Consider the following 21,018-nt stretch of genomic DNA (forward strand, 5'->3'; position numbering starts at 1 on the left):
CCGGAGCGGCGGCGGCACCGTGCACGCCGTCAGGCGGCCGCCGGGAAGGCCGTCCGCACCGCCCGCCGCCAGTGCTCGGCGGCCAGGTCCGGGCGCAGCGCCGACAGTCCGCCGCAGTACCGGGTGAAGGCGGCGGCCGGGACGCCGTGGCCGCGCAGCAGCCGGTCCGCCTCGGTCGGGCGGCCCGTGGTCCGGGTCTCGACGAGGACCAGCCCGCCGTCGGCCTGCACGGTGCGGCCGGAGGCCAGGTCCCGGCAGCGCAGCGCCGCGTCACAGGTGATGCGCTGGCCGTCCGCGACGAGAGTGGCGCGGGTGTAGTCGGTCTCCAGGGCACCGTCGAGGTCGGTGGGGGCCGGGAGGCCGTAGGCGCGGTCCAGTACGACGGTGAGGAAGCCGCGCGGGGCCGCGCCGAGGGCGGGGGCGTCCGGGAGCAGCGGCCGGCGGTGCTTGACGGTTTCGCCGCGGCGTCCCTGGAGCTTGATCTCCAACTGCCGCTCCCCGGTGTCCTCGTAGCGCCGTTCGCGGATGGTGTAGCGCAGCGGCAGGCCCTGCCGGTGGTCGTGGAAGGACCGCAGGTCGGGGGTGTCGTAGTGGACGGAGCGGTAGTGGAACCAGCGGCGTCCGTTGATGCACAGCACAGCGAACGGGCCGCCCGGCCTGCGGCGGTCGGTGAGTTCGGCCGCGACGGCGGCGAAGACCTCGACCGGGACGAGGTAGCGGCGGTCGAAACGGGCGAGTAATTCGGCCCGCGCCTGGACGTCGGCGAGCGGGACGGGGCGCGCGGCCATGGCGGCACGGGCGAGGGCGCGTACGGCGGGGATCACACGGTCTCCTTGGCGGTCGGGCGGGGACGGGAGAGGGGGCGTGCGGGGCCGGGGGGCGCTGTTCCGTTGCTGTGCGGATGCTGTTCCGTGGGTGTGGTGCCGGGGTGGTCCGGGTACCCGCCGTGGGCGTGGTGGGCACCGGGGTACGCGTACGACGATCCTCGCTCCCGGAAAGTTCCGGGACGCGGAAAAAGACATCCGGGACCGTCGCATCCCGGCCAGGGGCGGGCGGGACCGGGACACCCCGGCGCAGCCCCCAGCGGAGCCGGGGGTGTCCCGCCCTCCAGGACACCCCCGGCCGTGGGGGCGGGACCGGCCCGCGGCCTGCCGGGGCCCGCGGCGCCCTCGCTATCCTCACGGCGGAGGAGGGGGCGTGGGCAGCCGGGTGCGGAGGCGGCCCGCCCACTCGTCCGCAGGGGGCGGATTCGGGGGGAAGGGGTGGCGGATCGTGGAACAGCCAGGACAGCCGGGGCGGCAGGGATGGCAGGGGCGCGCGGAAGCGCCCGCGGGGCTGATGCCGCTGAGTGCGCAGGACCCGCCGTGGATCGGGGACTACCGCCTGATCGGGCGGCTCGGCGAGGGCGGCATGGGGCGGGTGTTCCTGGCCCGTTCGGACCGCGGCCGGACCGTCGCGGTCAAGCTGGTGCGGGCGGAGCTGGCCGGTGAGGAGGAGTTCCGGGCGCGCTTCCGGCGGGAGGTGCGGGCCGCGCAGCAGGTCGCCGGGGAGTGGACCGCCCCCGTACTGGACGCGGACACCGAGGCCCGGACCCCCTGGCTCGCCACGGGCTATATCGCGGGCCCTTCCCTGCAGCAGGTCGTCGGCCGCGGCGGCCCGCTGCCCGAGCGGACGGTACGGATCCTGGCCGCCGGACTGGCCCGCGCGCTGGAGTCGATCCATGCCGCCGGCATCGTCCACCGCGACCTCAAGCCGTCCAACGTGCTGCTCACCATCGACGGGCCGCGGGTCATCGACTTCGGCATCGCGCGGGCCCTGGAGGCGGTGTCCGGCAACGGCGTGACGCATACCGGCGCGGCGATCGGCTCGCCGGGCTTCATGTCGCCCGAGCAGGTGCGGGGCACGCCGCTCACCCCGGCCTGCGACGTCTTCAGCCTCGGTTCCGTGCTGGCGTACGCGGCGACCGGGCGGCAGCCGTTCGGAACGCCCGACAGCATCGCGCACGCGGTGATGTTCCGCGTCGCCCAGGAGGAGCCCGATCTTTCCGGGGTGCCCGAGGGGCTGCGCGAGCTGATCGTCGGCGCGCTGGCCAAGGACCCCGCACAGCGGCCCACGCCCGCGCAGTTGGTGGCGCAGGCGGAGGGCGGCGCCGGGCCGGGGGCGGACGACGAGCCCTGGCTGCCGGGGGCGTTGACCGCCCGGCTGGGGCGGCACGCCGTGGAACTGCTGGCGGCCGAGCACCCCGGGGACCGGGACCGGGCGCACGGCGAGGGCGGTGCCGCCGGCGACACCGGGCCGCCCGCGCCGCTCACCGCCGTCGTGCCCCCACCCGCCGCCCGCACCCGCCGCGGTGACGCGGCGTCGGCCACCGGCCCGGCCCGCAGGCCGTCGCGCCGGCGGGGTGCCGCCCTGGCCACCGCGGCCGCGCTGGTGCTCGCCGGGGCCGGCGCGAGCACCGCGTACACCCTGATGAGCGCGGACGGCGGCGGTCTGCGGTCGACGGACGCCCCGGTCGACGGCGCGGACCGCACCAGTGCCAGGGCGGCGGGGCTCCCCGCGGACTACCTGGGCACGTGGGAGACGACGCTGGGTCACTCCTCCGACGAGGTCCGGCGCTTCACCCTCCGGCAGGGCAGGGCCGGGGACATCGTGCTGACGATGACGGCGACCGGGGACACCTACCGCTGCGAGTTCGCCGCCGCCCTCGCCCATAGCGGGCCCCCGGTCCGCCTCGGCCCGTCCACCGTGGTCTCCGGACAGTCCGACAGCTGCAGTCCGGGCCCGCCGAGCACGCTGGAGATGGTGCACGGCAAGCTGCGCCGCGTCTTCGACGACGGGAAGGCGCTGTCGTACCGCAAAGTGCCGGACGGCAGGAGGAGCTGACGGTCCGGGGGACGGACGACTCGGGCAGCCGACGGTCCGGGGAGCGCTCGGCCGCTCCCCCGCGCGCCCGGCGCGCTCCTCGTTCCCCGCCGGGAGCCGATTGTTCCCCCGTCGTGACGGTCTCTCGGCCGTGGCTCGATCCGCGGCCGCCTAGGCTCACGGGGACGCCTGCTGCCGGAACGCGCCTCAGGCACGGAACGAGACGGGGAGGGCGCACGGATGGACGGCCTGCGGGAGCTGACGGCCGACGATCCGCAGTGGATCGGGGACTACCGGCTGCTCAGCCGTCTCGGCAGCGGCGGGATGGGGCGGGTCTACCTCGCCCGTTCGGAGGGCGGCAGGACCGTCGCCGTGAAGCTGGTGAAGGCCGAACTCGCCGCGGAGGAGGAGTTCCGGGACCGCTTCCGCGCCGAGGTCGCGGCCGCCCGGCGGGTCGGCGGGCGCTGGACCGCCCCGGTGCTGGACGCCGACACCGAGGCCGCCGTCCCGTGGGTCGCCACCGGCTACATCGCGGGCCCCACGCTGAGCGAGGTCGTCGGCGGCACGTACGGCCCGATCCGGAACCCGGGCCCGCTGCCGGAGCATTCGCTGCGGCGGCTGGCGTACGGGCTGGCCTGCGCGCTGCGCGACATCCACGGCGTCGGCCTGGTGCACCGCGATCTCAAACCGTCCAATGTGCTGGTGACCATCGACGGGCCGCGGGTCATCGACTTCGGCATCGCGCGGGCCCTGGACGCGGTCGGGGAGAAGACCCGCACCCGTACCGGCACGGTCCTCGGCTCGCCCAGCTTCATGTCGCCCGAGCAGGTCAGGGGGCGTCGCGCCGGCCCGCCCAGCGACGTCTTCTGCGTGGGGTCGGTGTTGGCGTACGCGGCGACCGGGCGGCAGCCGTTCGGCAGCCCCACCTCGGGATTCCACTCGGTGATGTTCAAGATCGCCGTGGAGGACCCCGAGCTGACGGGGGCGCCGGACGGCATCCGCGAACTGATCCAGGACTGCCTCGCCAAGGACCCGGCGGCGCGGCCCACCCCCGGGGAGATCGCCGACCGCACGGGGCCGGTGCCCGGCGGCTCCTCGGCCGCCCCCTGGTTGCCGGCCGAGCTGATCGCGCGCCTGGGACAGCACGCCGTACGCCTCCTGGACACCGACACCCCGCCCGGAGGCCAGCCGCCGACCCTCGCCTCCACCAGGGTCGCTCCCCTGCCCGACCCGGCGCCCCCGGCCGGGGCGGCACCGTCGCGCCGCCGCCGCTGGCTCCCCCTCCTCGCCACCGCCGTCGTCGCGGCCGCCGCCACCGCCGTCGCGGTCCCGCTGCTGAGCGGCGGCGCGGATGCCGGCGAGAACCCGTCCGACATCCCCGCCCGCTTCCTCGGCACCTGGTCGGGCCCGGTGCTACGGGACGGGGAGCCCACCGGTGGGCAGCGCCGGTTCGTGATCACCAATGGCAAGGCCGGCGAGGTGGTCGCCAACAGCACCAGCCTCGGCACGACCTATGAGTGCCGCAGCGACGCCAAGCTGGTGTCCGTCACGGAGCACGACGGGCACCCGGCGCTCCGGCTGGACACCACGGTCGTCCGCTCCGTTCCCGAGGGCCGCTGCGCCGCGCTGGGCGAGCACACCCTCCGAGCCGGCCCCGGCCACACCCTGACCTGGGCGGCGGCCGGCCGCACCGCGACACTGCACCGCACCGGCCCGTCCGAGGAGTCCGTCCCCGCCGGCTACCTCGGCACCTGGCAGCGGCCGGACGACGACGGCTCCGGCAGCCAGCGGCTCACCCTCAAGCGGGCCCCGGCGGGCAGCACGGTGCTCACCACCGTCGTCATGGGCAGCGGCAGCCGCTGCACGACGCATGCCGACCTCTACGCCGCGGAGGGCGGCAGGCTGACCGTCGGCCCCTCCGTCGTCGACCGGCCCGCCCCCGGCTGCGCCCCGAGCAGCACCTCCGTCCTGCGCCTGAACGGCGACGGCACCCTGCGCCGCGAGTTCCTGGGCGACGACACACAGCCGCGTACCTACTCCAGGGCGGAGTAGGTACGCGGCTGCCGTGCTGCGGTGTCCCCGGGGCCGGTCCTCGCAAGGACGCCCCGGGGAGCGCGGGGTCCCTACGACAGGAACGAGTTGATCTCGATCGTCTCGTCGCGGCCGGGGCCGACGCCGATCGCGGAGATCGGGGCGCCGGACATCTCCTCCAACGCCTTGACGTACGCCTGTGCGTTCTTCGGCAGGTCGGCGAAGGACTTCGCCTTGGTGATGTCCTCGGACCAGCCCGGCAGCGTCTCGTAGACCGGCTTCGCGTGGTGGAAGTCGGACTGGCTGTAGGGCAGCTCCTCGACGCGCTTGCCGTCGATCTCGTAGGCCACGCAGACCGGGATCTGCTCCCAGCCGGTGAGGACGTCGAGCTTGGTGAGGAAGAAGTCCGTCAGGCCGTTGACGCGGGTGGCGTAGCGGGCGATCACCGCGTCGAACCAGCCGCAGCGGCGGTCGCGGCCGGTGGTGACACCGCGCTCGCCGCCGATCCGGCGCAGCGCCTCGCCGTCCTCGTCGAACAGCTCGGTCGGGAACGGGCCGGCGCCGACGCGCGTCGTATAGGCCTTGAGGATGCCGATGACGCGGTTGATCTTCGTGGGGCCGACGCCGGCGCCCGTGCAGGCGCCGCCCGCGGTCGGGTTCGAGGACGTGACGAAGGGGTAGGTGCCGTGGTCGATGTCCAGCAGCGTGCCCTGGCCGCCCTCGAAGAGGACCACCTTGTCGTCGTCGAGGGCCTTGTTGAGGATCAAGGTGGTGTCGGCGACATAGCCCTTGATCTTGTCGGCGTAGCCCAGCAGCTCCTCGACGACCTGGCCGGCCTCGATGGCGCGGCGGTTGTAGAGCTTGGTCAGGAGCTGGTTCTTGACCTCCAGGGCCGCCTCGACCTTCTGGACGAGGATCGACTCGTCGTAGAGGTCCTGCACCCGGATGCCGACGCGGTTGATCTTGTCGGCGTAGGTCGGGCCGATGCCGCGCCCGGTCGTGCCGATCTTCCGCTTGCCGAGGAACCGTTCCGTCACCTTGTCGACGGTGATGTTGTACGGCGTGATCAGGTGCGCGTTACCGCTGAGCAGCAGCTTGGACGTGTCGACGCCGCGCTCGTTGAGTCCGCTCAGCTCGGAGAGCAGGACCGCCGGGTCGACCACGACACCGTTGCCGATGACCGGGGTGCACCCCGGCGAGAGGATTCCGGAAGGGAGAAGGTGCAGCGCGTACTTCTGGTCGCCGACGACGACCGTGTGGCCGGCGTTGTTGCCGCCCTGGTAGCGCACCACATAGTCAACGGACCCACCGAGCAGATCGGTGGCCTTTCCCTTGCCCTCATCACCCCACTGAGCACCGAGCAGCACAAGTGCGGGCACAGGCGTACACCCCTTCCGGGCGGGGCATGTCCAACGTGCGTGGACGGCGTCGGCATGCGTGTTCACGCGGACGTCATCGCTAGAGCCGTCGGACCGGTGCCCCGGAATAGACGAAGCCCCTGGCGCAATAGCGCAAGGGGCTCTTGCACCGAGATGCTACCTGAGGAAGGACCGAGGTGTCGGCGCAGCCTTCTGGGCACTCTCCCGTGGACTCCGTTCGGGGGCACCCCCTGCTCGTGGTCATCGACCCGGTCGCCCGCAGTACGGACGGCGAGTCCGTGCGGATCGCGAAGGATGTCCTGTGCGCGGGCGCGGGGGCGAAGATCTGCCTGCCGGACGGGCCGGAGGAATTCGCGCGGATCCTGGCCCGGCGCGGCCACCGGCGGCCGGTGGTGATCGGCGACGACCGGGCGCTGCTGCGGGTGGTGGGCCTGCTGCACAAGGAACGCGAGCTGGCCGCGGTGCCGCTGTCGATGGTCCCGGTGGGCACGCCGTCGGCCGTCGCGCTGAGCCGCGCCCTGGGCATCCCCACGGACACGGTCGCCGCCGCGCGCACCGTCCTGGACGGCGGCGAGCGCCCGCGGGACCTGCTCACCGACGACAGCGACGGCATCGTGCTCGGCGCGCTGCGGATCCCCTGCGGGAGCGCGGCGACCCGGCAGGGGATCGGCGCGTACGTGCCGGCGGCGGCCGCCGCGGTGGCACCGGCCGGCCCGCGGGACGCCGCGGAGGGGCCGGACGGCCCGGCGGGCGGCCCCGACGGGCCCCGGCCGTGGTGGCAGCCGGCCGCGCGGACCGCCCGCACGGCGCTGTCGCTGCTGGCCGCGCCGGCCGCCGGGCTGGGCGGGCGGCGCGCACGGGTGCCGGGGCAGCGGCTGCGGATCGAGGCGGACGGGGTGCTGCTGGCGGATCTGGACCGGCCGGTGCGCGGGGTGTCGGTGGTGCCCGGCGGACGGCCCGGGGCGGACGGGCCGCGGCCCGGGGCCGGGGACGGCGGGGCGCTGGCCGAGGTCGTGGTGCACTGGCCGGGCGGGGGCCGCCCGGTGCGGACCCGGGCGCGGGCGGTGACGGTGTCCGGCGCGGACTTCCACTACCGGGCGGACGCGGTGGTCGGCGGGCCGGTCAGGACCCGGACCTGGACCCTGCAGCCGGGGGCCTGGCGGCTCCAGCTGCCGCGGGGGTGAGCGCCGGCGGGCGCCTCAGCGTCCCGCGGCGTCGAACTCGGCCCGCATCTCGTCGCGGTGCTCACGCCAGCGCTGCAGCAGCCCGGCGAGTTCCTTCTGCAGGAACTCGAAGAAGACGAGCGTCTCGCCCACCCGGCGGCCCGCCGGGGAGTCCTCGCCGAGGCTCTCGACGCCGTCGCGCAGGGTGCCCTCCCAGCGGGTGAGGATGTTGTCCCGGCGCGCCATGGCCTCGTACCACTGGTCGCTGTGCACGCGGTAGCGGTCGCGGCGGGAGCCCGGCTCGCGCTCCCGGCTGACCATGTCGACCTGGGAGAGGTAGCGGATCGCGCCGGAGACCGCGGCGGGGCTGACCTGGAGGCGCTCGCCGAGCTCGGCGGACGTCAGCACGCCGGAGTCGGAGGCCAGCAGGCAGGCGAAGACGCGGGCGGACATCCGCTGCATCCCGGCGTCGACGAGCTGTGCGGCGAACCGTTCGACGAACTGCGAGACGGCCTCGTCGTCGCGGGTGCCCTCGCGCGACTCCCGGGGTGGTGGGGCGGTCCGGGCCGCGCTCTGCTGTTGCTGCTCGCTCATGTCCGCATCATCTCCCCTGATCAGAGCCACCCACTCAAGTTTATACGGTTTCTTAACTTCACAAATTTGTGAAACTAGCGTAGCTTCCAAAGCATGACCACGGCACTGTCTCCCGCTCCCGCGATCCGGATCGACGGCCTGCACAAGGCCTTCGGCCGCACCCACGCGCTGGACGGCCTCGATCTGCGGGTCGAGGCCGGTGAGGTACACGGCTTCCTCGGACCCAACGGCGCCGGGAAGTCCACGACGATCCGCGTCCTGCTCGGCCTGCTGCGCGCCGACGGCGGCACCGCCCGGCTCCTGGGCAAGGACCCCTGGCAGGACGCCGTCGAGCTGCACCGCCGCCTCGCCTACGTCCCCGGGGACGTCACCTTGTGGCGCAACCTGTCCGGCGGCGAGGTCATCGACCTCTTCGGCCGGCTGCGCGGGGGGCTGGACGGCACCCGCCGGGCCGAACTCCTGGAGCGGTTCGAACTCGACCCCACCAAGAAGGGGCGGACGTACTCCAAGGGCAACCGGCAGAAGGTCGCCCTGGTCGCCGCCTTCGCCTCCGACGTCGATCTGCTCATCCTCGACGAGCCGACCTCCGGGCTGGATCCGCTGATGGAGGAGGTCTTCCAGAGCTGCGTCGCCGAGGAGCGCGACCGCGGCCGGACGGTGCTGCTCTCCAGCCATGTGCTGTCGGAGGTCGAGGCGCTCTGCGACCGCATCAGCATCATCCGCAAGGGGCGGACCGTCGAATCCGGCTCGCTGGGCGAGCTGCGGCATCTGACCCGCACCTCGGTCGTCGCCGAACTCGCGGGCCCGCCCGGCGAACTGGCCGCCCTCCCCGGCGTCCACGGCCTGACCACCGGGCCGATCCGGGGCAGCGCGGGCCACCGTGTCGAGCTCCAGGTCGACACCGACACGCTCGACGCCGTGCTGCGCTCGCTCACCGCCTCCGGCGTCCGCAGCCTCACCAGCACCCCGCCCACCCTGGAGGAGCTCTTCCTGCGCCACTACCAGGACGACACCCGCGGCGCCGCGGCGGTCGCGCGATGACCGCCGTGGCCGCGGCGCTCCCCGCACCCGCCGCCCGCGCGGGTCATCTGGCGGGCACCGGCGCCCTGTTGCGTCTCGCGCTGCGTCGCGACCGGGTGCTGATCCCGGCCTGGGCGTTGACCCTCGGGCTGGTCGTCACCGCCATGGGCCCGTCCTTCGAGGCGGTCTACGGCACCGCCGCCGAGCGCGCCCGGCTGGCCGCGTCGATGAACGCCAACGGCTCGATGCGCGCGCTGTACGGACCGGTCTTCGGCGACTCCCTCGGCGGCCTGGTCGCCTGGCGGATGGCCGGCCTCGGTGCCGTCCTCGCCGCGGTGATGAGCCTGCTGATCGTGGTCCGGCACACCCGCGAGGAGGAGGAGACGGGCCGTCAGGAGCTGGTGTCCGCCGGCGTGGTCGGCCGCCGCGCGCCGCTGACCGCGGCCCTGCTGACGGCCCTGGCCGCCGATGCCGGGCTCGCCGTCGTGATCGCGGGCGGCCTGGCCGCCTCCGGCCTGCCGGGCGCCGGCTCGCTCGCGCTCGGCACCGCCATCGGCGGCACCGGCCTGGTCTTCGCCGGACTGGCCGCCGTCGCCGCCCAGTTGACCGAGAGCGCCCGGCTCGCCAGGGGCCTGACCGGCGCGACCCTCGGCCTCGCCTTCGCCCTGCGCGCCGCGGGCGACGCCGCCGGCCCGGCGGCGTCCCCGCTCACCTGGGCCTCGCCGATCGGCTGGGCGGAGAACCTCCGGCCGTACGCGGGCGAGCGCTGGTGGGCCGCCCCGCTCTTCCCGGCGGCGGCCGCACTGGCCGCCGGCGCCTCCTACGCGCTGGCCGCCCGCCGCGACGTCGGCATGAGCTTCCTGCCGGCCCGCCCCGGACCGCCGCGCGCACCGCGCTCCCTGAGCGGCGCCTTCGGCCTCGCCCGGCGGCTCCAGCGCGCCACCCTGCTGGGCTGGACCCTCGGCTTCCTGTGCGCCGGCGCGCTCTTCGGCCGGCTCGCCGAGGGCGCCGCCGACCTGGTCGGCGGCAACCGGCAGACCCGGGAGATCGTCGAGCGGATGGGGGGTCAGCAGGGCCTGACCGACGCCTTCCTGGCCACGATGACCGGCCTGCTCGGCATGGTCGCGGCGCTCTACGCGGCCGGTGCGGTGCTGCGGCTGCGCGGCGAGGAGACCGGCGGGCGCGCGGAGCCGGTGCTGGCCTGCGCGGTGGGGCGGCTGCGCTGGGCCGCCGGGCACCTGGCCTTCGCGTACGGGGGCACCGTCGTCATCCTGGCCTCCGGCGGTCTGGCCCTGGGGGCCGGCTACGGCCTCGCGGCACACGACCTCGGCGGTGCGCTCGGCCCGGTCCTGGCCGCCGCCCTCGGCCAGGTCCCGGCCGTGTGGACGCTCACCGGCCTGGCGGTCCTCGTCGTCGGCCTGGCGCCCCGGGCCACCGGCGCCGTCTGGGCGCTGACCGGCGGCTGCCTGGCCCTCGGCTGGATCGGCCCCGCCCTGCGGCTCCCCGCGTGGGCGATGGACCTCTCCCCGTACAGCCACCTCCCCAAGCTCCCCGGCGGCGAGGCCACCGCCGCCCCGTTCGTCTGGCTGACGGCCCTCTCCGCCGTCCTCGCGCTCGGGGGCCTGGCGGGTCTGCGGCGACGCGACCTCGGCTGACTCCCCGGCGGCCGGTCCCCGCGGCCGGCCGCCCCGTGGACGTGCGCCGCCGGAGCCGTAGCGGACTCCGGCGGCGCACTCGCGTCACGAGGCGGTCGCCCGCCGCCGTCCACAGGGTGTGGACACAGCACAGCAACCGCCCGGGCGTGCGTCACTCCTCGCCATTTCACCTGCCCGCGCGATAACCCGCAGTAACGCTGGAGCGGTGGGTGAGTGCGCCATTACTTTCCGCATGCACGGTCGTGTCCACGACCCGCGGCACCGGAGGGGTTCATGCGACGTATCAGCACCAGGATCGGGATGCTCGCGGCGGCGGCGCTGCTCGCCTTCGCGGCGGCCGGGCCCGCCCAGGGCAGGCAGGCGGGCGGCGCCGCGCACCGCGCCCCCGCCGAGTCGGCGGCCTACTTCGTGATGACCGACGTCACCCGCGCGGAGTTCGTCATCAAGCTCACCGACCCGCACAAGATCCGGCACGCCCGGGAGCTGCTGAGCGGCGCGTCCCACTCGGAGCCGCACGTCGTCGGCAGGATCGACAAACGCCCCGTCCCCTACAACTGGCGCTGGAGCTTCCACCTCCGCCCCGAGACCATCGACTTCTTCGACTTCGCCATCGAGGTCTGCGACGCCACCACGCCCTACGTCGAGGAGCACCTGGACGAGGCCGGCGGCGCCTTCCTGCCGGGGCTGGTCTGGTGCCCGTGGACCTCGAAGCTGGTGCGGGAGGTGCCCCAGCCGTAGGGCGCGGCGCGGGAACGGCGGCCGGGCCCCGCCCGCCGCCGGTCCGCGCCGCGCCCCCGCCCCGCGAGCGGCGGCCTCAGCCCCCCGGCGTCACCAGCCGGGCCTCGTACGCGAACACCGCCGCCTGGGTGCGGTCGCGCAGCCCCAGCTTCACCAGGATGCGGCTGACATGGGTCTTCACCGTGGACTCGGCGACGACGAGATGCTCGGCGATCTCGCCGTTCGACAGGCCCTGGGCGACCAGCACCAGGACCTCGGTCTCGCGCTCCGTGAGGTCGGCGATCCGCTCCTGGGCGGGGGCCCGGGGGGTGCCCAGCCGGGAGAACTCGGAGATCAGGCGCTTGGTGACGGTGGGGGCGAGCAGCGCCTCGCCGGAGGCGACGATGCGCACGCCGTCGGCGAGCTGGCCGGCCGAGGCGTCCTTGAGCAGGAAGCCGCTGGCCCCGGAGCGCAGCGCCTGGTAGACGTACTCGTCCAGGTCGAACGTGGTCAGTACCAGCACCTTGGCGTCCGCGTCGGCGGCCACGATCTCGCGGGTGGCCTCCAGGCCGTTCATCTCCGGCATCCGGATGTCCATCAGGACGACATCGGGCTTGAGCACCCCGACCTTGTGCACCGCCTGGCGGCCGTCCACCGCCTCCCCGACGACCTCGATGTCCGGCATGGCGTTGAGCAGGACGGAGAAGCCCTCGCGGACCATCACCTGGTCGTCGACGATCAGTACCCGGATCATGCCCTGCCCCCCGTGGTGGTCTCGCCCGCCGTGGACGACACCGGAATGAACGCGGCGACCTCGAAGCCGCCGTCCTCGGTGTGGTCGGCGGTCATCTCGCCGCCCAGCATCTGTACCCGCTCCCGCATCCCCAGGACACCGTGCCCCGCGCCCGGGGACGGCTTGGCCAGCCGGCTCGGCGGTCCGTTGACGATCCGCACGCCCAGCCCGCCCAGCACGTAGGAGATCTCCACCCGGGCATCGGCGCCCGGCGAGTGCCGCAGCGCGTTGCTCAGCCCCTCCTGCACGATCCGGTACGCGGACAGCTCGACGCCCTGCGGCAGCGGCCGCGGCGCGCCGGTGACCACGGACTCGACGGTCAGACCGGTGCTGCGGAGGCTCTCGTACAGCGCGTCGAGGCCGGCGAGCGTCGGCTGCGGGGCCTCCGGGTCGTGCTCGACGAAGGCGTCCGGGTCCTCGGAGCGGACCACGCCGAGGATGCGGCGCAGCTCGGCGAGCGCGGCGACGGCGTTCTCCCGGATCGTCGAGAAGGAGGTGGCGAGTTCGGGCGGGGTGTCCTTGACGCGGTAGGGCGCGGCCTCGGCCTGGATGGCGATCACGGACATGTGGTGCGCCACCACGTCGTGCAGCTCGCGGGCGATCAGCGCGCGCTCCTCCAGCAGCGTGCGCCGGGAGCGCTCCTCGGCCGTGACGGTCTGCGTCTCGACGACCTGCCGGCGCTCCTCGCGCCAGGCGCGGACCGCGGCGGCGGAGACCAGCACCACCCCGCAGAACACCGCGACCGGCGGCAGATCGCCCGCGTCCCTCCCGAGCAGCGCCGTCAGCACGGCCGCCGTGGCGAAGGTGACCACCCACATCTCGATGGCCAGCCGGGGCCGGGTGCGCAGCACCACGAGGACCATCACGGCGAGGTGCGCGGGGAAGGCCAGTTCCCCGAAAACGCTGCTGAACGGTGACGAGAAGCCCGCATGGACGACCACCGACACCACGAACGCGCAGAGCGACAGCCAGTAGGCGCCCACCGGGCGGAAGAGGGTGAGCAGCGGTCCCGCGGCGACCACCGCGCCGAAGCCGGTGGTCAGAAGGCCGCGCAGCGAGCCGCCCCCCTCGATGTCGGCGAGGGTCGCCAGGAAGACGCAGAACGCGAAGAAGCCCACGGCGAAGTGCGGCAGCCAGCGCGCCCAGTACCGCAGCCGTTCCGGGAGCCAGGGCACCCATCGGGACACCTTGGCGTCCTCCAGCGGCGGCATCGGGCGGAAGGCGAAGGCGCCGATGAACAGGTCTTGGCGCAGCCGGTGCAGCGCGCCATGGGCTATCCGGGCCTCCGAGCGCAGGGAGCCCTGCGTCTGGGTCGTCTCGTTCACGCTGACAACGGTAAGCAACGGCAGCCCCCTCGGGCGTCCTCATCAGTGGGGATCTGCCGGCGTCCGCCTCAAGTACTACGTGGTGGGAGCAGGTGACGGAACAGCGTGTGACAGCTGGGGCTGCCGGGAGTGACGGGGCCGTAGTGACCGACGCCTGGCAGCTCGTGCAGCTCGGTGCCGGGGCTGTGCGCGACGTAACGGCGGGAGAGCTCCAGCGGGACGTCCCCGTCGTCGGTGCCGTGCAGGATCGTGACCGGGACGCCGGCCGGCGGATGGCGCACCGGGTCGGCCGCCGCGAGGCGCTCCGCGAGGCCGGGCCCGTCGCCGAGCAGCTCGGCGACCGCGCCGCCGCTCAGGCCCAGCGCATGGGCGCGGGCGAGGTCGGCGACCGGCGAGACGGCCAGCACCCGGCTCACGGGGGCGCCGGGGCGGGCGGCGGCGAGCAGCGCGAGATGGCCGCCCGCGGAGTGCCCCGCCAGGACCGGCGCCCCCTCCCCGGGCAGCTCGCGCACCGCCGCCGCGAGGCCCGCCGCGACGTCCTCGAACGTCCCGGGCGCCCCGCCGCCCGCCCCGACCCTGCGGTACTCGGCGAGCGCGACGGGCAGGCCCCGCGCGGCGAGGGCGGCGGCGAGCGGCGACAGGTGGCGGCGGTCGTAGGCCGCGCGCCAGAAGCCGCCGTGCAGGAGGACGACCCGCGGGCCGGCCGGCGCCGGCCGCCCGCCGCCGGCCGCCCGCGGCAGGTACAGGTCGACGAGCTGGTCCGGATGCGGCCCGTACGCCACCGTCCGGTCCGGCGCCACCGGGTCGAGCCCCAGCAGCGCCGCCTCCTCGTCCGCGGCGCTCACCCGCCGGTCCCGGCCGCGCCGGTCCCGACCTCGGGCAGCGCCCCCAGCACCTCGCCGAGCACCCGTGCCGCGCGCTCCGCGTCCGCGAAGGAGGTGTAGAGCGGGGTGAAGCCGAAGCGCAGCACATCGGGCCGGCGGAAGTCGCCGACCACCCCGCGCCGGATCAGCTCGTCCATCACCTCGCCCGCGGTGGGGGCACCTCCCTGCTCGGCTGCGGTGGAGAGCTTGGGGGAGCACTCCAGCGACACCTGGCTGCCGCGCCGCTGGTGGTCGTACGGCGTGACGGAGCGGGCCCGCTCCGGCGGCACATAGGCGCTCACGCACTCCAGGAAGAAGTCGGTCAGGGCGAGGCTCTTGGTGCGGACGGCGTCGATGGAGACGCCGTCCCAGACCTCCAGCGCCGCCTCCAGCGCGAGCAGCGACAGGATGTCGGGGGTGCCGACCCGGCCGCGCGCAATGCCCTCGGCGGGGGCGTAGGCGGGGTCCATGGCGAACGGGTCGGCGTGCGAGTTCCAGCCCGGCAGCGGGGACTCGAACCGCTCCTGGAGGCTTTCGCGGATGTAGAGGTAGGCGGGCGCCCCCGGGCCGCCGTTGAGGTACTTGTACGTGCAGCCGACAGCGAGGTCGACGTGGTGCGCGTCGAGGCCGACCGGCAGCGCGCCGGCGCTGTGGCACAGGTCCCAGACGGCGAGCGCGCCCGCGGAGTGCAGCGCGTGGGTGATGCCGGGCAGGTCGTTGAGCCGGCCGGTGCGGTAGTCGACGTGGTTGACCAGCGCCAGCGCGGTCCGCTCGGTGACCTCGTCGGCTATCCGCGCGGGCTCGACCGGGCGCACCGCGAGGCCGGTCATCCGGGCCGCCGAGCGGGCGATGTAGCCGTCGGTCGGGAAGGTCGTGGCGTCGACCAGGATCTCCGTACAGCCCTTGCCGGCCATCCGGACGCCGCCGACCACGGCTTTGAAGAGGTTGACGCTGGTCGAGTCGCCGACCACCACCCGGCCCGGGGCCGCCCCGATCAGCGGCGCGATCTTGTCACCGACCCGCTCGGGCGCGGTCCACCAGCCCGATTCGGTCCAGGACCGGATGCGCAGCTCGCCCCACTCGCGGGCGATGACATCGGCGACCCGGCCGGCGACCGTACGGGGCAGCGCGCCCAGGGAGTTGCCGTCGAGGTAGACGGCGGCGTCACCGGAGGCGTGATCGGGCGCGGCGTCCAGGACGAAGCGGTCGCGGACCGCGGCGAGCGGGTCGGCGGCGTCCAAGCCGGCGGCACGGGCGGCCAGTTCACGGGGCCCGGAGGGCTCGTGGGGGCCGGTGGCGGCGGGGAATTCCGGGGTCTCAGACATGGCTGCGCGCCGTCCACAGCTCGGGGAAGACGTTCTTGCGGGCCCGCTTCTCCAGCCAGGCCACCCCCGCGGAACCGGCGGTCCCCACCTTCGCGCCCATGGCCCGCCGGGTCGCGACCAGATGGTCGTTGCGCCAGCGCCAGACCAGCTCGGCGACGTCGGTCAGCGCCTCGCCGAGCCGGACGAGGTCGGACTCCTGCGGCCCGGCGTAGACGGCGGACCAGACCTCCTCCACGGCCGGGTCCGCCTCGTAGCGCAGCGCCGGGTCCCGCCGGAGCACGGCCTCGGGCACCGGGTGGCCGCGGCGGGCGAGCAGCCGCAGCACCTCGTCCCACAGGCTCGGCTCCTGGAGGGCCTTTTCGAGTTCGGCGTGCTCGCGCGGGGCGCCGCGGTGCGGCACCAGCATCGAGGCGGACTTCTCGCCCAGCAGGAACTCCATCCGCCGGTACATCGCGGACTGGAAGCCGGAGCCCTCGCCGAGCGCGCTGCGGTAGGAGTTGAACTGCGCCGGGGTCAGCCGGGCGAGCGGCTTCCAGGCGGCGTTCAGCGCCTCCAGCTCATGGGTGGAGCGGTGCAGCGCCGCCATCGCCTCCGTCAGGTCGTCGCGGCGCAGCGCCTCGGCGGCGGTGCTCCACTCATGGACGATGACCGTGAACCACAGCTCCATGACCTGGGTGGTGACCAGGAAGACCATCTCGCCGGGGTCGTCGGAGAGCGGGTGCTGCAGGTGGGTGAGGACGTCCGCCTGGACGTAGTCCTCGTACGGGGTCGTGCTGCTGCTGCCGATGCTGAGATCCGGGGCGAACGGCGGGTCGGGCTCGGCGGCCTCCGCCGGTGCGGGGCCCGCTGCGGGGGCGGTCGGCATGCTCTCGACGGGGTCGACGGGAGACGGCTGCGACATGAGGGACTCCTCAAGTGCGAACTACCGGGTAGCGGTCCGCCCCTTCCTCGTCGGCTCGGGAGCCCCGGTCCCCTCGGGCGCGGGATGACCCGGCCCACTGGAAATCATCCGTGCCGACAGGCGACCGCGCAAGGGCCGACCGCGAGCACGCGGCCGGCCCTTGCTCCCGCCCGGCGCTCCCCGCAGCGGGAGGGCCGCTCTCCCGCTGCGGGGAGAACCGGCGGCGGCGCCTCAGGTGAGGGTGTCGGCCGCGGTCGGCGAGGAGTCCCGCAGGAAGGCCGCGCAGCGCTCGTACTCCTCCTGCTCACCGATCGCCTGGGCGGCGCGGGCGAGGGCGTGCAGCGCCCGCAGGAAGCCGCGGTTGGGCTCGTGCTCGAAGGGCACCGGGCCGTGGCCCTTCCAGCCGGCCCGGCGCAGCGCGTCCAGCCCGCGGTGGTAGCCGGTGCGGGCGTAGGCGTACGACTCGACGACCCGGCCCTGTTCGAAGGCGTCGTCCGCGAGCTGGGCCCAGGCCAGGGAGGAGGTCGGGTACTTCGCGGCGACGTCGGACGGCGCCGTGCCGGCGGCGAGCAGCTCCCGGGGTTCCGGGTCGTCGGGCAGATGGGTCGGGGGCGGTCCCCCGAGCAGGTTCTCGTGAATGGCCATGGTTCCCAGTCTGCCTGGTCGTGCGGGCCGGGTGGGGGGCGGCCGGGATCATGCGCCCGGTGGTACGACGGGAGGGAGGGCGGATACGGGCCGGCGGCCGCCCCCACCAGGGGCCGCAGGGCTCTGAGGGACCTCGGGGCCGGTCACCCGAGGTCCCCTATGCAGGTGCCGCCGACCGGCCGCCGGGTCCACCGCGGCTTCTCACGTCTCCTCGGCCGGCCGCCCCGGCCCCCTGCCTCCCGGCGGCGGCACCGTCCTGGGGGCCTTGGCCTCGCCCGGGTCCAGCGGCGGCGCGCTCACCCCGCAGTGGTAGGTCGTCTCCGCGTGGCACGGCTCCTCGGCACCCGCCTCGGCGCGCAGCACGTTGGTGCGCACGGTCAGCAGGGCGATCAGCGCGCCGATCACCAGGATGCCGGCGCACAGCGGCATGGCGCGCCGGAAGGCCGCGCCGAACTCGTCCGCCGACCGGTAGGCCTCCGGGCCGATGCCCGCCAGCAGCGGCAGCGCGGCCACCGCCATCAGGCTCGCCGCCCGTGCCGCCGCGTTGTTGATGCCGCTGGCCAGGCCCGCCCGGTCCACGTCCACCGACGCCAGCACGGTCGAGGTGAGCGGCGCGACCAGCGTCACCATGCCGGCGCCCAGCACCACCAGCGCGGGCAGCACATCGGCGAAGTACGAGGCGCCCCGGCCCACCCGCAGCATCAGCAGCATCCCCCCGGCACACAGCAGCGGGCCGACGGTGAGCGGAATGCGCGGCCCGATGCGCTGCCCCAGCTGCCCGGAGCGGGCCGACAGCAGCAGCATCAGCAGCGTGGTGGGCAGCAGCGCGGTACCGGCCTGCAGCGCCGAGTACCCGACCACGACCTGGAGCTGGAGCACGGACAGGAAGAAGAACCCGCCGAACGCGGCGTAGACGCACACCGTCACCGCGTTGACCGCCGAGAACAGCCGGATGCCGAAGATGGCCGGCGGCAGCATCGGATCCGGGCGCCGCCGCTCGACATGGACGAAGAGCACCCCGAGCAGCACCCCGGCCACCGCGGGCACGATCACGCCGATCCCGGCGCCCCCGCCCGGCGCGGCGATCAGCGCATAGGTCACCCCGGCCAGCGCCAGCGCCCCCAGCACCGCGCCTTGCACATCGAAGCCGGCGCGCTCGCGGGCGTCCCGCTCCCGGGTCTCGGGGACGTGCCGCAGCGCCACCGGCACACACACCGCCGCCAGCGGCACGTTCAGGAAGAACACCCAGCGCCACCCGGCGCCGTCCACCAGCCAGCCGCCGATGAACGGGCCGACCGCCGCGGCCACTCCGCCCAGGCCCGACCAGGCACCGACCGCCCGCGCCCGGTCGTCGGGGTGGAAGACGGCCTGGATCAGGGCCAGCGAGCCGGGGGTCAGCAGCGCCCCGCCGACCCCCTGCAGCGCCCGGGCCGCGATCAGCACCCCGTCGTCCGGCGCGAGCCCGCACAGCAGCGAGGCCGCGGCGAACCACACCACCCCGATGACGAACACCCGGCGCCGGCCGAAGCGGTCGCCGAGGGCGCCGCCCAGCAGGATCAGCGAGGAGAGGGTGAGCATGTAGGCGGTGACGGTCCACTGGAGGACCGCCAGATCCGCATCGAGGTCCTCGCCGATCCTGGGCAGGGCGACATTGACGACGGTGCTGTCGAGCATCGCCATGCCGGACCCCAGCACGGCCGTCGCCAGCACCCACCGTCCCTGTGCCGAGGCCATCCGGACCGCGCCGGGCGCGCTCGGTTCGCTCATACCGCGAGCATGCCCGTATCCGCGGCCGCCCGCCCGCCCTGCGCCCTCCGGCGGCCCACGAGCCCGGGCACGCAGAAGGCTCCGCATCCCGGCGGATGCGGAGCCCTGTGCGCAACGGGACCGGCCGGGCGGCCGGTCCGCGATTACTTGATCTTGGTGCCGGTGGAGCGCAGGTTCTCGCAGGCCTGGGCGACCCGCTGGGCCATGCCGGCCTCGGCCAGCTTGCCCCAGCTGCGCGGGTCGTAGGCCTTCTTGTTGCCGACCTCGCCGTCGACCTTCAGCACCCCGTCGTAGTTGCGGAACATGTGGTCCGCGACCGGGCGGGAGAAGGCGTACTGGGTGTCGGTGTCCAGGTTCATCTTGACCACGCCGTTCTCCAGCGCGGTGGCGATCTCCTCCGGGGTGGAGCCGGAGCCGCCGTGGAAGACGAAGTCGAAGGGAGCGGTCTTGCCGTACTTGGCGCCGACGCCCTCCTGCAGGTCCTTCAGCAGCTCGGGGCGGAGCACGACGTTGCCCGGCTTGTAGACACCGTGGACGTTGCCGAAGGAGGCGGCGAGCAGGTAGCGGCCCTTCTCGCCCAGGCCCAGCGCCTCGGCGGTGCGCAGCGCGTCGTCGACCGTGGTGTAGAGCTCGTCGTTGATCTCGTGGGTGACGCCGTCCTCCTCGCCACCGGTCGGGGTGATCTCGACCTCGAGGATGATCTTGGCGGCCGCGGCCTTGGCGAGCAGCTCCTGGCCGATCGCCAGGTTGTCGGCCAGGTTCTCGGCCGAGCCGTCCCACATGTGGGACTGGAACAGCGGGTTCTGGCCCTTGGCGACGCGCTCCGCGGAGATGTCCAGCAGCGGGCGGACGTAGCCGTCGAGCTTGTCCTTGGGGCAGTGGTCGGTGTGCAGCGCGACGGTGACGTCGTACTTCTCGGCGACGACGTGCGCGAACTCGGCGAGCGCGACGGCGCCGGTCACCATGTCCTTGTTGTACTGGCCGCCCAGGAACTCCGCACCACCGGTGGAGATCTGGATGATGCCGTCGCTCTGAGCCTCGGCGAACCCACGCAGCGCGGCGTGCAGCGTCTGCGTCGAGGTGACGTTGATGGCCGGGTAGGCGAACTTTCCTGCCTTCGCCCGGTCAAGCATCTCGTTGTAGACCTCGGGGGTTGCGATGGGCATCTGTCCGCTCCTTCAGGTATGCGGGTGTGCTTTCTTGGCCCTGACCAGGGGGCGAGGACTTCGCCGAGCACATCTTCCCAGACTCGGCGGATTGCTCCACATCCCGCGCCCGGCCGTCCCGCAGTGTGGGCGGCCGGTTTCACGTGAAACCAGCCGCCCCTCGGCAAAGCCCCAGCTCAGCACCGCTTTCCCGATTCCGCGCGGCCCCTCGGCCCGTCGGCCCGAGGTCAGCCGAGGCCGAGGTCGCCGAGCTGGTAGCCGGTGAGGTATGGGAGCCCGGCCTCGGCGATCGCCGACGCGGCACCGCGGTCCACGATCGTCGCCACCGCGACGACCTCGGCGCCCGCCTCGCGCGCCGCCTCGACGGCGGTCAGCGGGGAGCCACCGGTGGTGGAGGTGTCCTCGACGATCAGGACCCGGCGGCCGGTGATGTCCGGACCCTCGATACGGCGCTGCATACCGTGCGCCTTCTGCGCCTTGCGGACGACGAACGCGTCCAGCCGGCCGCCGCGCGCGGCGGAGGCGTGCAGCATCGAGGTCGCGACCGGGTCGGCACCGAGCGTCAGCCCGCCGACCGCGTCGTAGTCGAGATCGGCGGTCATCTCCAGCATCAGCTGACCGACCAGCGGCGCGGCCTGGCCGTCCAGGGTGATCCGGCGCAGGTCGATGTAGTAGTCGGCCTCCTTGCCGGAGGAAAGCGTCACCTTGCCGTGCACCACGGCCTTGTCCTTGATCTGCTGCAGCAGCTCGCCGCGCACGTCGTCACTCATGCGCACGAGCTTACGGGCTGCCCCGCACGCCGCCGCAGGCGC

At 74.6% G+C, this 21,018-nt stretch carries 18 protein-coding genes; 6 read left to right on the forward strand and 12 right to left on the reverse strand.

Annotation, left to right across the window (positions count from 1 at the left end; all coding sequences use genetic code 11):
- Positions 1–29 precede the first annotated feature (29 nt).
- Positions 30–824, reverse strand: a complete 795-nt coding sequence (locus tag AB0411_RS07740; protein ID WP_366416370.1) for a VTC domain-containing protein — start codon at positions 822–824, stop codon at positions 30–32.
- Positions 825–1,272: 448 nt separating this feature from the next.
- Here AB0411_RS07740 and AB0411_RS07745 point away from each other — a divergent pair, with 448 nt between their 5' ends.
- Positions 1,273–2,883: a serine/threonine-protein kinase gene (locus AB0411_RS07745; protein ID WP_403145439.1), complete on the forward strand. Its 1,611-nt coding sequence runs from the start codon at positions 1,273–1,275 to the stop codon at positions 2,881–2,883.
- Positions 2,884–3,102: 219 nt separating this feature from the next.
- Positions 3,103–4,914 (forward strand): serine/threonine-protein kinase, encoded by a 1,812-nt coding sequence (locus AB0411_RS07750; RefSeq protein ID WP_366416371.1) that lies wholly within the window; start codon positions 3,103–3,105, stop codon positions 4,912–4,914.
- Positions 4,915–4,985: 71 nt separating this feature from the next.
- On the opposite strand, the gene AB0411_RS07755 is transcribed toward AB0411_RS07750, so the two are convergent.
- Positions 4,986–6,272 carry an adenylosuccinate synthase gene (locus tag AB0411_RS07755; RefSeq protein WP_366416372.1) on the reverse strand — a complete coding sequence of 429 codons (1,287 nt, stop codon included), beginning with the start codon at positions 6,270–6,272 and terminating at the stop codon, positions 4,986–4,988.
- Between the two features lie 206 nt (positions 6,273–6,478).
- Here AB0411_RS07755 and AB0411_RS07760 point away from each other — a divergent pair, with 206 nt between their 5' ends.
- A complete protein-coding gene (locus tag AB0411_RS07760; RefSeq protein WP_366416373.1) occupies positions 6,479–7,456 on the forward strand; it encodes a hypothetical protein in 978 nt (325 codons plus the stop codon).
- A gap of 15 nt (positions 7,457–7,471) precedes the next feature.
- Here the strand turns inward: AB0411_RS07760 and AB0411_RS07765 are convergent, their stop codons facing one another.
- Complete coding sequence (locus AB0411_RS07765) at positions 7,472–8,029, reverse strand: GbsR/MarR family transcriptional regulator (RefSeq protein ID WP_366416374.1); 558 nt, start codon at positions 8,027–8,029, stop codon at positions 7,472–7,474.
- A gap of 93 nt (positions 8,030–8,122) precedes the next feature.
- On the opposite strand from AB0411_RS07765, the gene AB0411_RS07770 reads away from it, so the two are divergent.
- The 3 genes from AB0411_RS07770 to AB0411_RS07780 all read left to right on the forward strand — a co-directional run bounded on the left by AB0411_RS07770 (position 8,123) and on the right by AB0411_RS07780 (position 11,442).
- Positions 8,123–9,070, forward strand: a complete 948-nt coding sequence (locus tag AB0411_RS07770; RefSeq protein ID WP_366416375.1) for an ABC transporter ATP-binding protein — start codon at positions 8,123–8,125, stop codon at positions 9,068–9,070.
- A complete protein-coding gene (locus tag AB0411_RS07775) occupies positions 9,067–10,704 on the forward strand; it encodes an ABC transporter permease (RefSeq protein WP_366416376.1) in 1,638 nt (545 codons plus the stop codon). The genes AB0411_RS07770 and AB0411_RS07775 overlap by 4 nt, the downstream gene beginning before the upstream one ends.
- A gap of 273 nt (positions 10,705–10,977) precedes the next feature.
- Positions 10,978–11,442, forward strand: coding sequence for a BP74-related protein (locus AB0411_RS07780; protein WP_366416377.1), 465 nt, complete (start codon positions 10,978–10,980; stop codon positions 11,440–11,442).
- A gap of 76 nt (positions 11,443–11,518) precedes the next feature.
- On the opposite strand, the gene AB0411_RS07785 is transcribed toward AB0411_RS07780, so the two are convergent.
- The 9 genes from AB0411_RS07785 to pyrE form a co-directional block, all read right to left on the reverse strand.
- Positions 11,519–12,175, reverse strand: a complete 657-nt coding sequence (locus AB0411_RS07785; protein ID WP_086717218.1) for a response regulator — start codon at positions 12,173–12,175, stop codon at positions 11,519–11,521.
- Entirely contained in the window at positions 12,172–13,539 is a 1,368-nt protein-coding gene (locus AB0411_RS07790) for a sensor histidine kinase (protein WP_366416378.1), read from the reverse strand. The genes AB0411_RS07785 and AB0411_RS07790 overlap by 4 nt, the downstream gene beginning before the upstream one ends.
- A 68-nt stretch (positions 13,540–13,607) precedes the next feature.
- Positions 13,608–14,384, reverse strand: a complete 777-nt coding sequence (locus tag AB0411_RS07795; protein ID WP_366416379.1) for an alpha/beta hydrolase family protein — start codon at positions 14,382–14,384, stop codon at positions 13,608–13,610.
- The gene (gene kynU / locus AB0411_RS07800) at positions 14,381–15,727 is read right to left on the reverse strand and encodes a kynureninase (protein WP_366416380.1); all 1,347 of its coding nucleotides are present in this window, start codon (positions 15,725–15,727) and stop codon (positions 14,381–14,383) included. Before kynU ends, AB0411_RS07795 begins: the two co-directional genes overlap by 4 nt.
- Positions 15,720–16,628, reverse strand: coding sequence for a tryptophan 2,3-dioxygenase family protein (locus AB0411_RS07805; RefSeq protein ID WP_366416381.1), 909 nt, complete (start codon positions 16,626–16,628; stop codon positions 15,720–15,722). Before AB0411_RS07805 ends, kynU begins: the two co-directional genes overlap by 8 nt.
- A gap of 231 nt (positions 16,629–16,859) precedes the next feature.
- Complete coding sequence (locus tag AB0411_RS07810; RefSeq protein WP_086717222.1) at positions 16,860–17,273, reverse strand: DUF3151 domain-containing protein; 414 nt, start codon at positions 17,271–17,273, stop codon at positions 16,860–16,862.
- 201 nt (positions 17,274–17,474) lie between these two features.
- Positions 17,475–19,040 (reverse strand): MFS transporter, encoded by a 1,566-nt coding sequence (locus tag AB0411_RS07815; protein ID WP_366416383.1) that lies wholly within the window; start codon positions 19,038–19,040, stop codon positions 17,475–17,477.
- Positions 19,041–19,183: 143 nt separating this feature from the next.
- Complete coding sequence (gene fbaA / locus AB0411_RS07820) at positions 19,184–20,206, reverse strand: class II fructose-bisphosphate aldolase (protein WP_086717224.1); 1,023 nt, start codon at positions 20,204–20,206, stop codon at positions 19,184–19,186.
- A gap of 227 nt (positions 20,207–20,433) precedes the next feature.
- Positions 20,434–20,976, reverse strand: coding sequence for an orotate phosphoribosyltransferase (gene pyrE / locus AB0411_RS07825; protein ID WP_366416385.1), 543 nt, complete (start codon positions 20,974–20,976; stop codon positions 20,434–20,436).
- Positions 20,977–21,018 lie beyond the last annotated feature (42 nt).

Source organism: Streptomyces angustmyceticus, from assembly GCF_040701845.1.
In the GTDB taxonomy this organism is placed as follows: Bacteria; Actinomycetota; Actinomycetes; order Streptomycetales; family Streptomycetaceae; genus Streptomyces; species Streptomyces angustmyceticus_A.

Excerpts from the sequence above, each read along its gene's own strand:
- AB0411_RS07750 (WP_366416371.1), top strand. The coding sequence starts at position 3,103 with ATGGACGGCCTGCGGGAGCTGACGGCCGACGATCCGCAGTGGATCGGG.
- AB0411_RS07765 (WP_366416374.1), bottom strand. The coding sequence starts at position 8,029 with ATGAGCGAGCAGCAACAGCAGAGCGCGGCCCGGACCGCCCCACCACCC.
- AB0411_RS07770 (WP_366416375.1), top strand. The coding sequence starts at position 8,123 with ATGACCACGGCACTGTCTCCCGCTCCCGCGATCCGGATCGACGGCCTG.
- AB0411_RS07775 (WP_366416376.1), top strand. The coding sequence starts at position 9,067 with ATGACCGCCGTGGCCGCGGCGCTCCCCGCACCCGCCGCCCGCGCGGGT.
- AB0411_RS07780 (WP_366416377.1), top strand. The coding sequence starts at position 10,978 with ATGCGACGTATCAGCACCAGGATCGGGATGCTCGCGGCGGCGGCGCTG.
- AB0411_RS07785 (WP_086717218.1), bottom strand. The coding sequence starts at position 12,175 with ATGATCCGGGTACTGATCGTCGACGACCAGGTGATGGTCCGCGAGGGC.
- kynU (WP_366416380.1), bottom strand. The coding sequence starts at position 15,727 with ATGTCTGAGACCCCGGAATTCCCCGCCGCCACCGGCCCCCACGAGCCC.
- AB0411_RS07805 (WP_366416381.1), bottom strand. The coding sequence starts at position 16,628 with ATGTCGCAGCCGTCTCCCGTCGACCCCGTCGAGAGCATGCCGACCGCC.
- AB0411_RS07810 (WP_086717222.1), bottom strand. The coding sequence starts at position 17,273 with ATGGCCATTCACGAGAACCTGCTCGGGGGACCGCCCCCGACCCATCTG.
- AB0411_RS07815 (WP_366416383.1), bottom strand. The coding sequence starts at position 19,040 with ATGAGCGAACCGAGCGCGCCCGGCGCGGTCCGGATGGCCTCGGCACAG.
- fbaA (WP_086717224.1), bottom strand. The coding sequence starts at position 20,206 with ATGCCCATCGCAACCCCCGAGGTCTACAACGAGATGCTTGACCGGGCG.
- pyrE (WP_366416385.1), bottom strand. The coding sequence starts at position 20,976 with ATGAGTGACGACGTGCGCGGCGAGCTGCTGCAGCAGATCAAGGACAAG.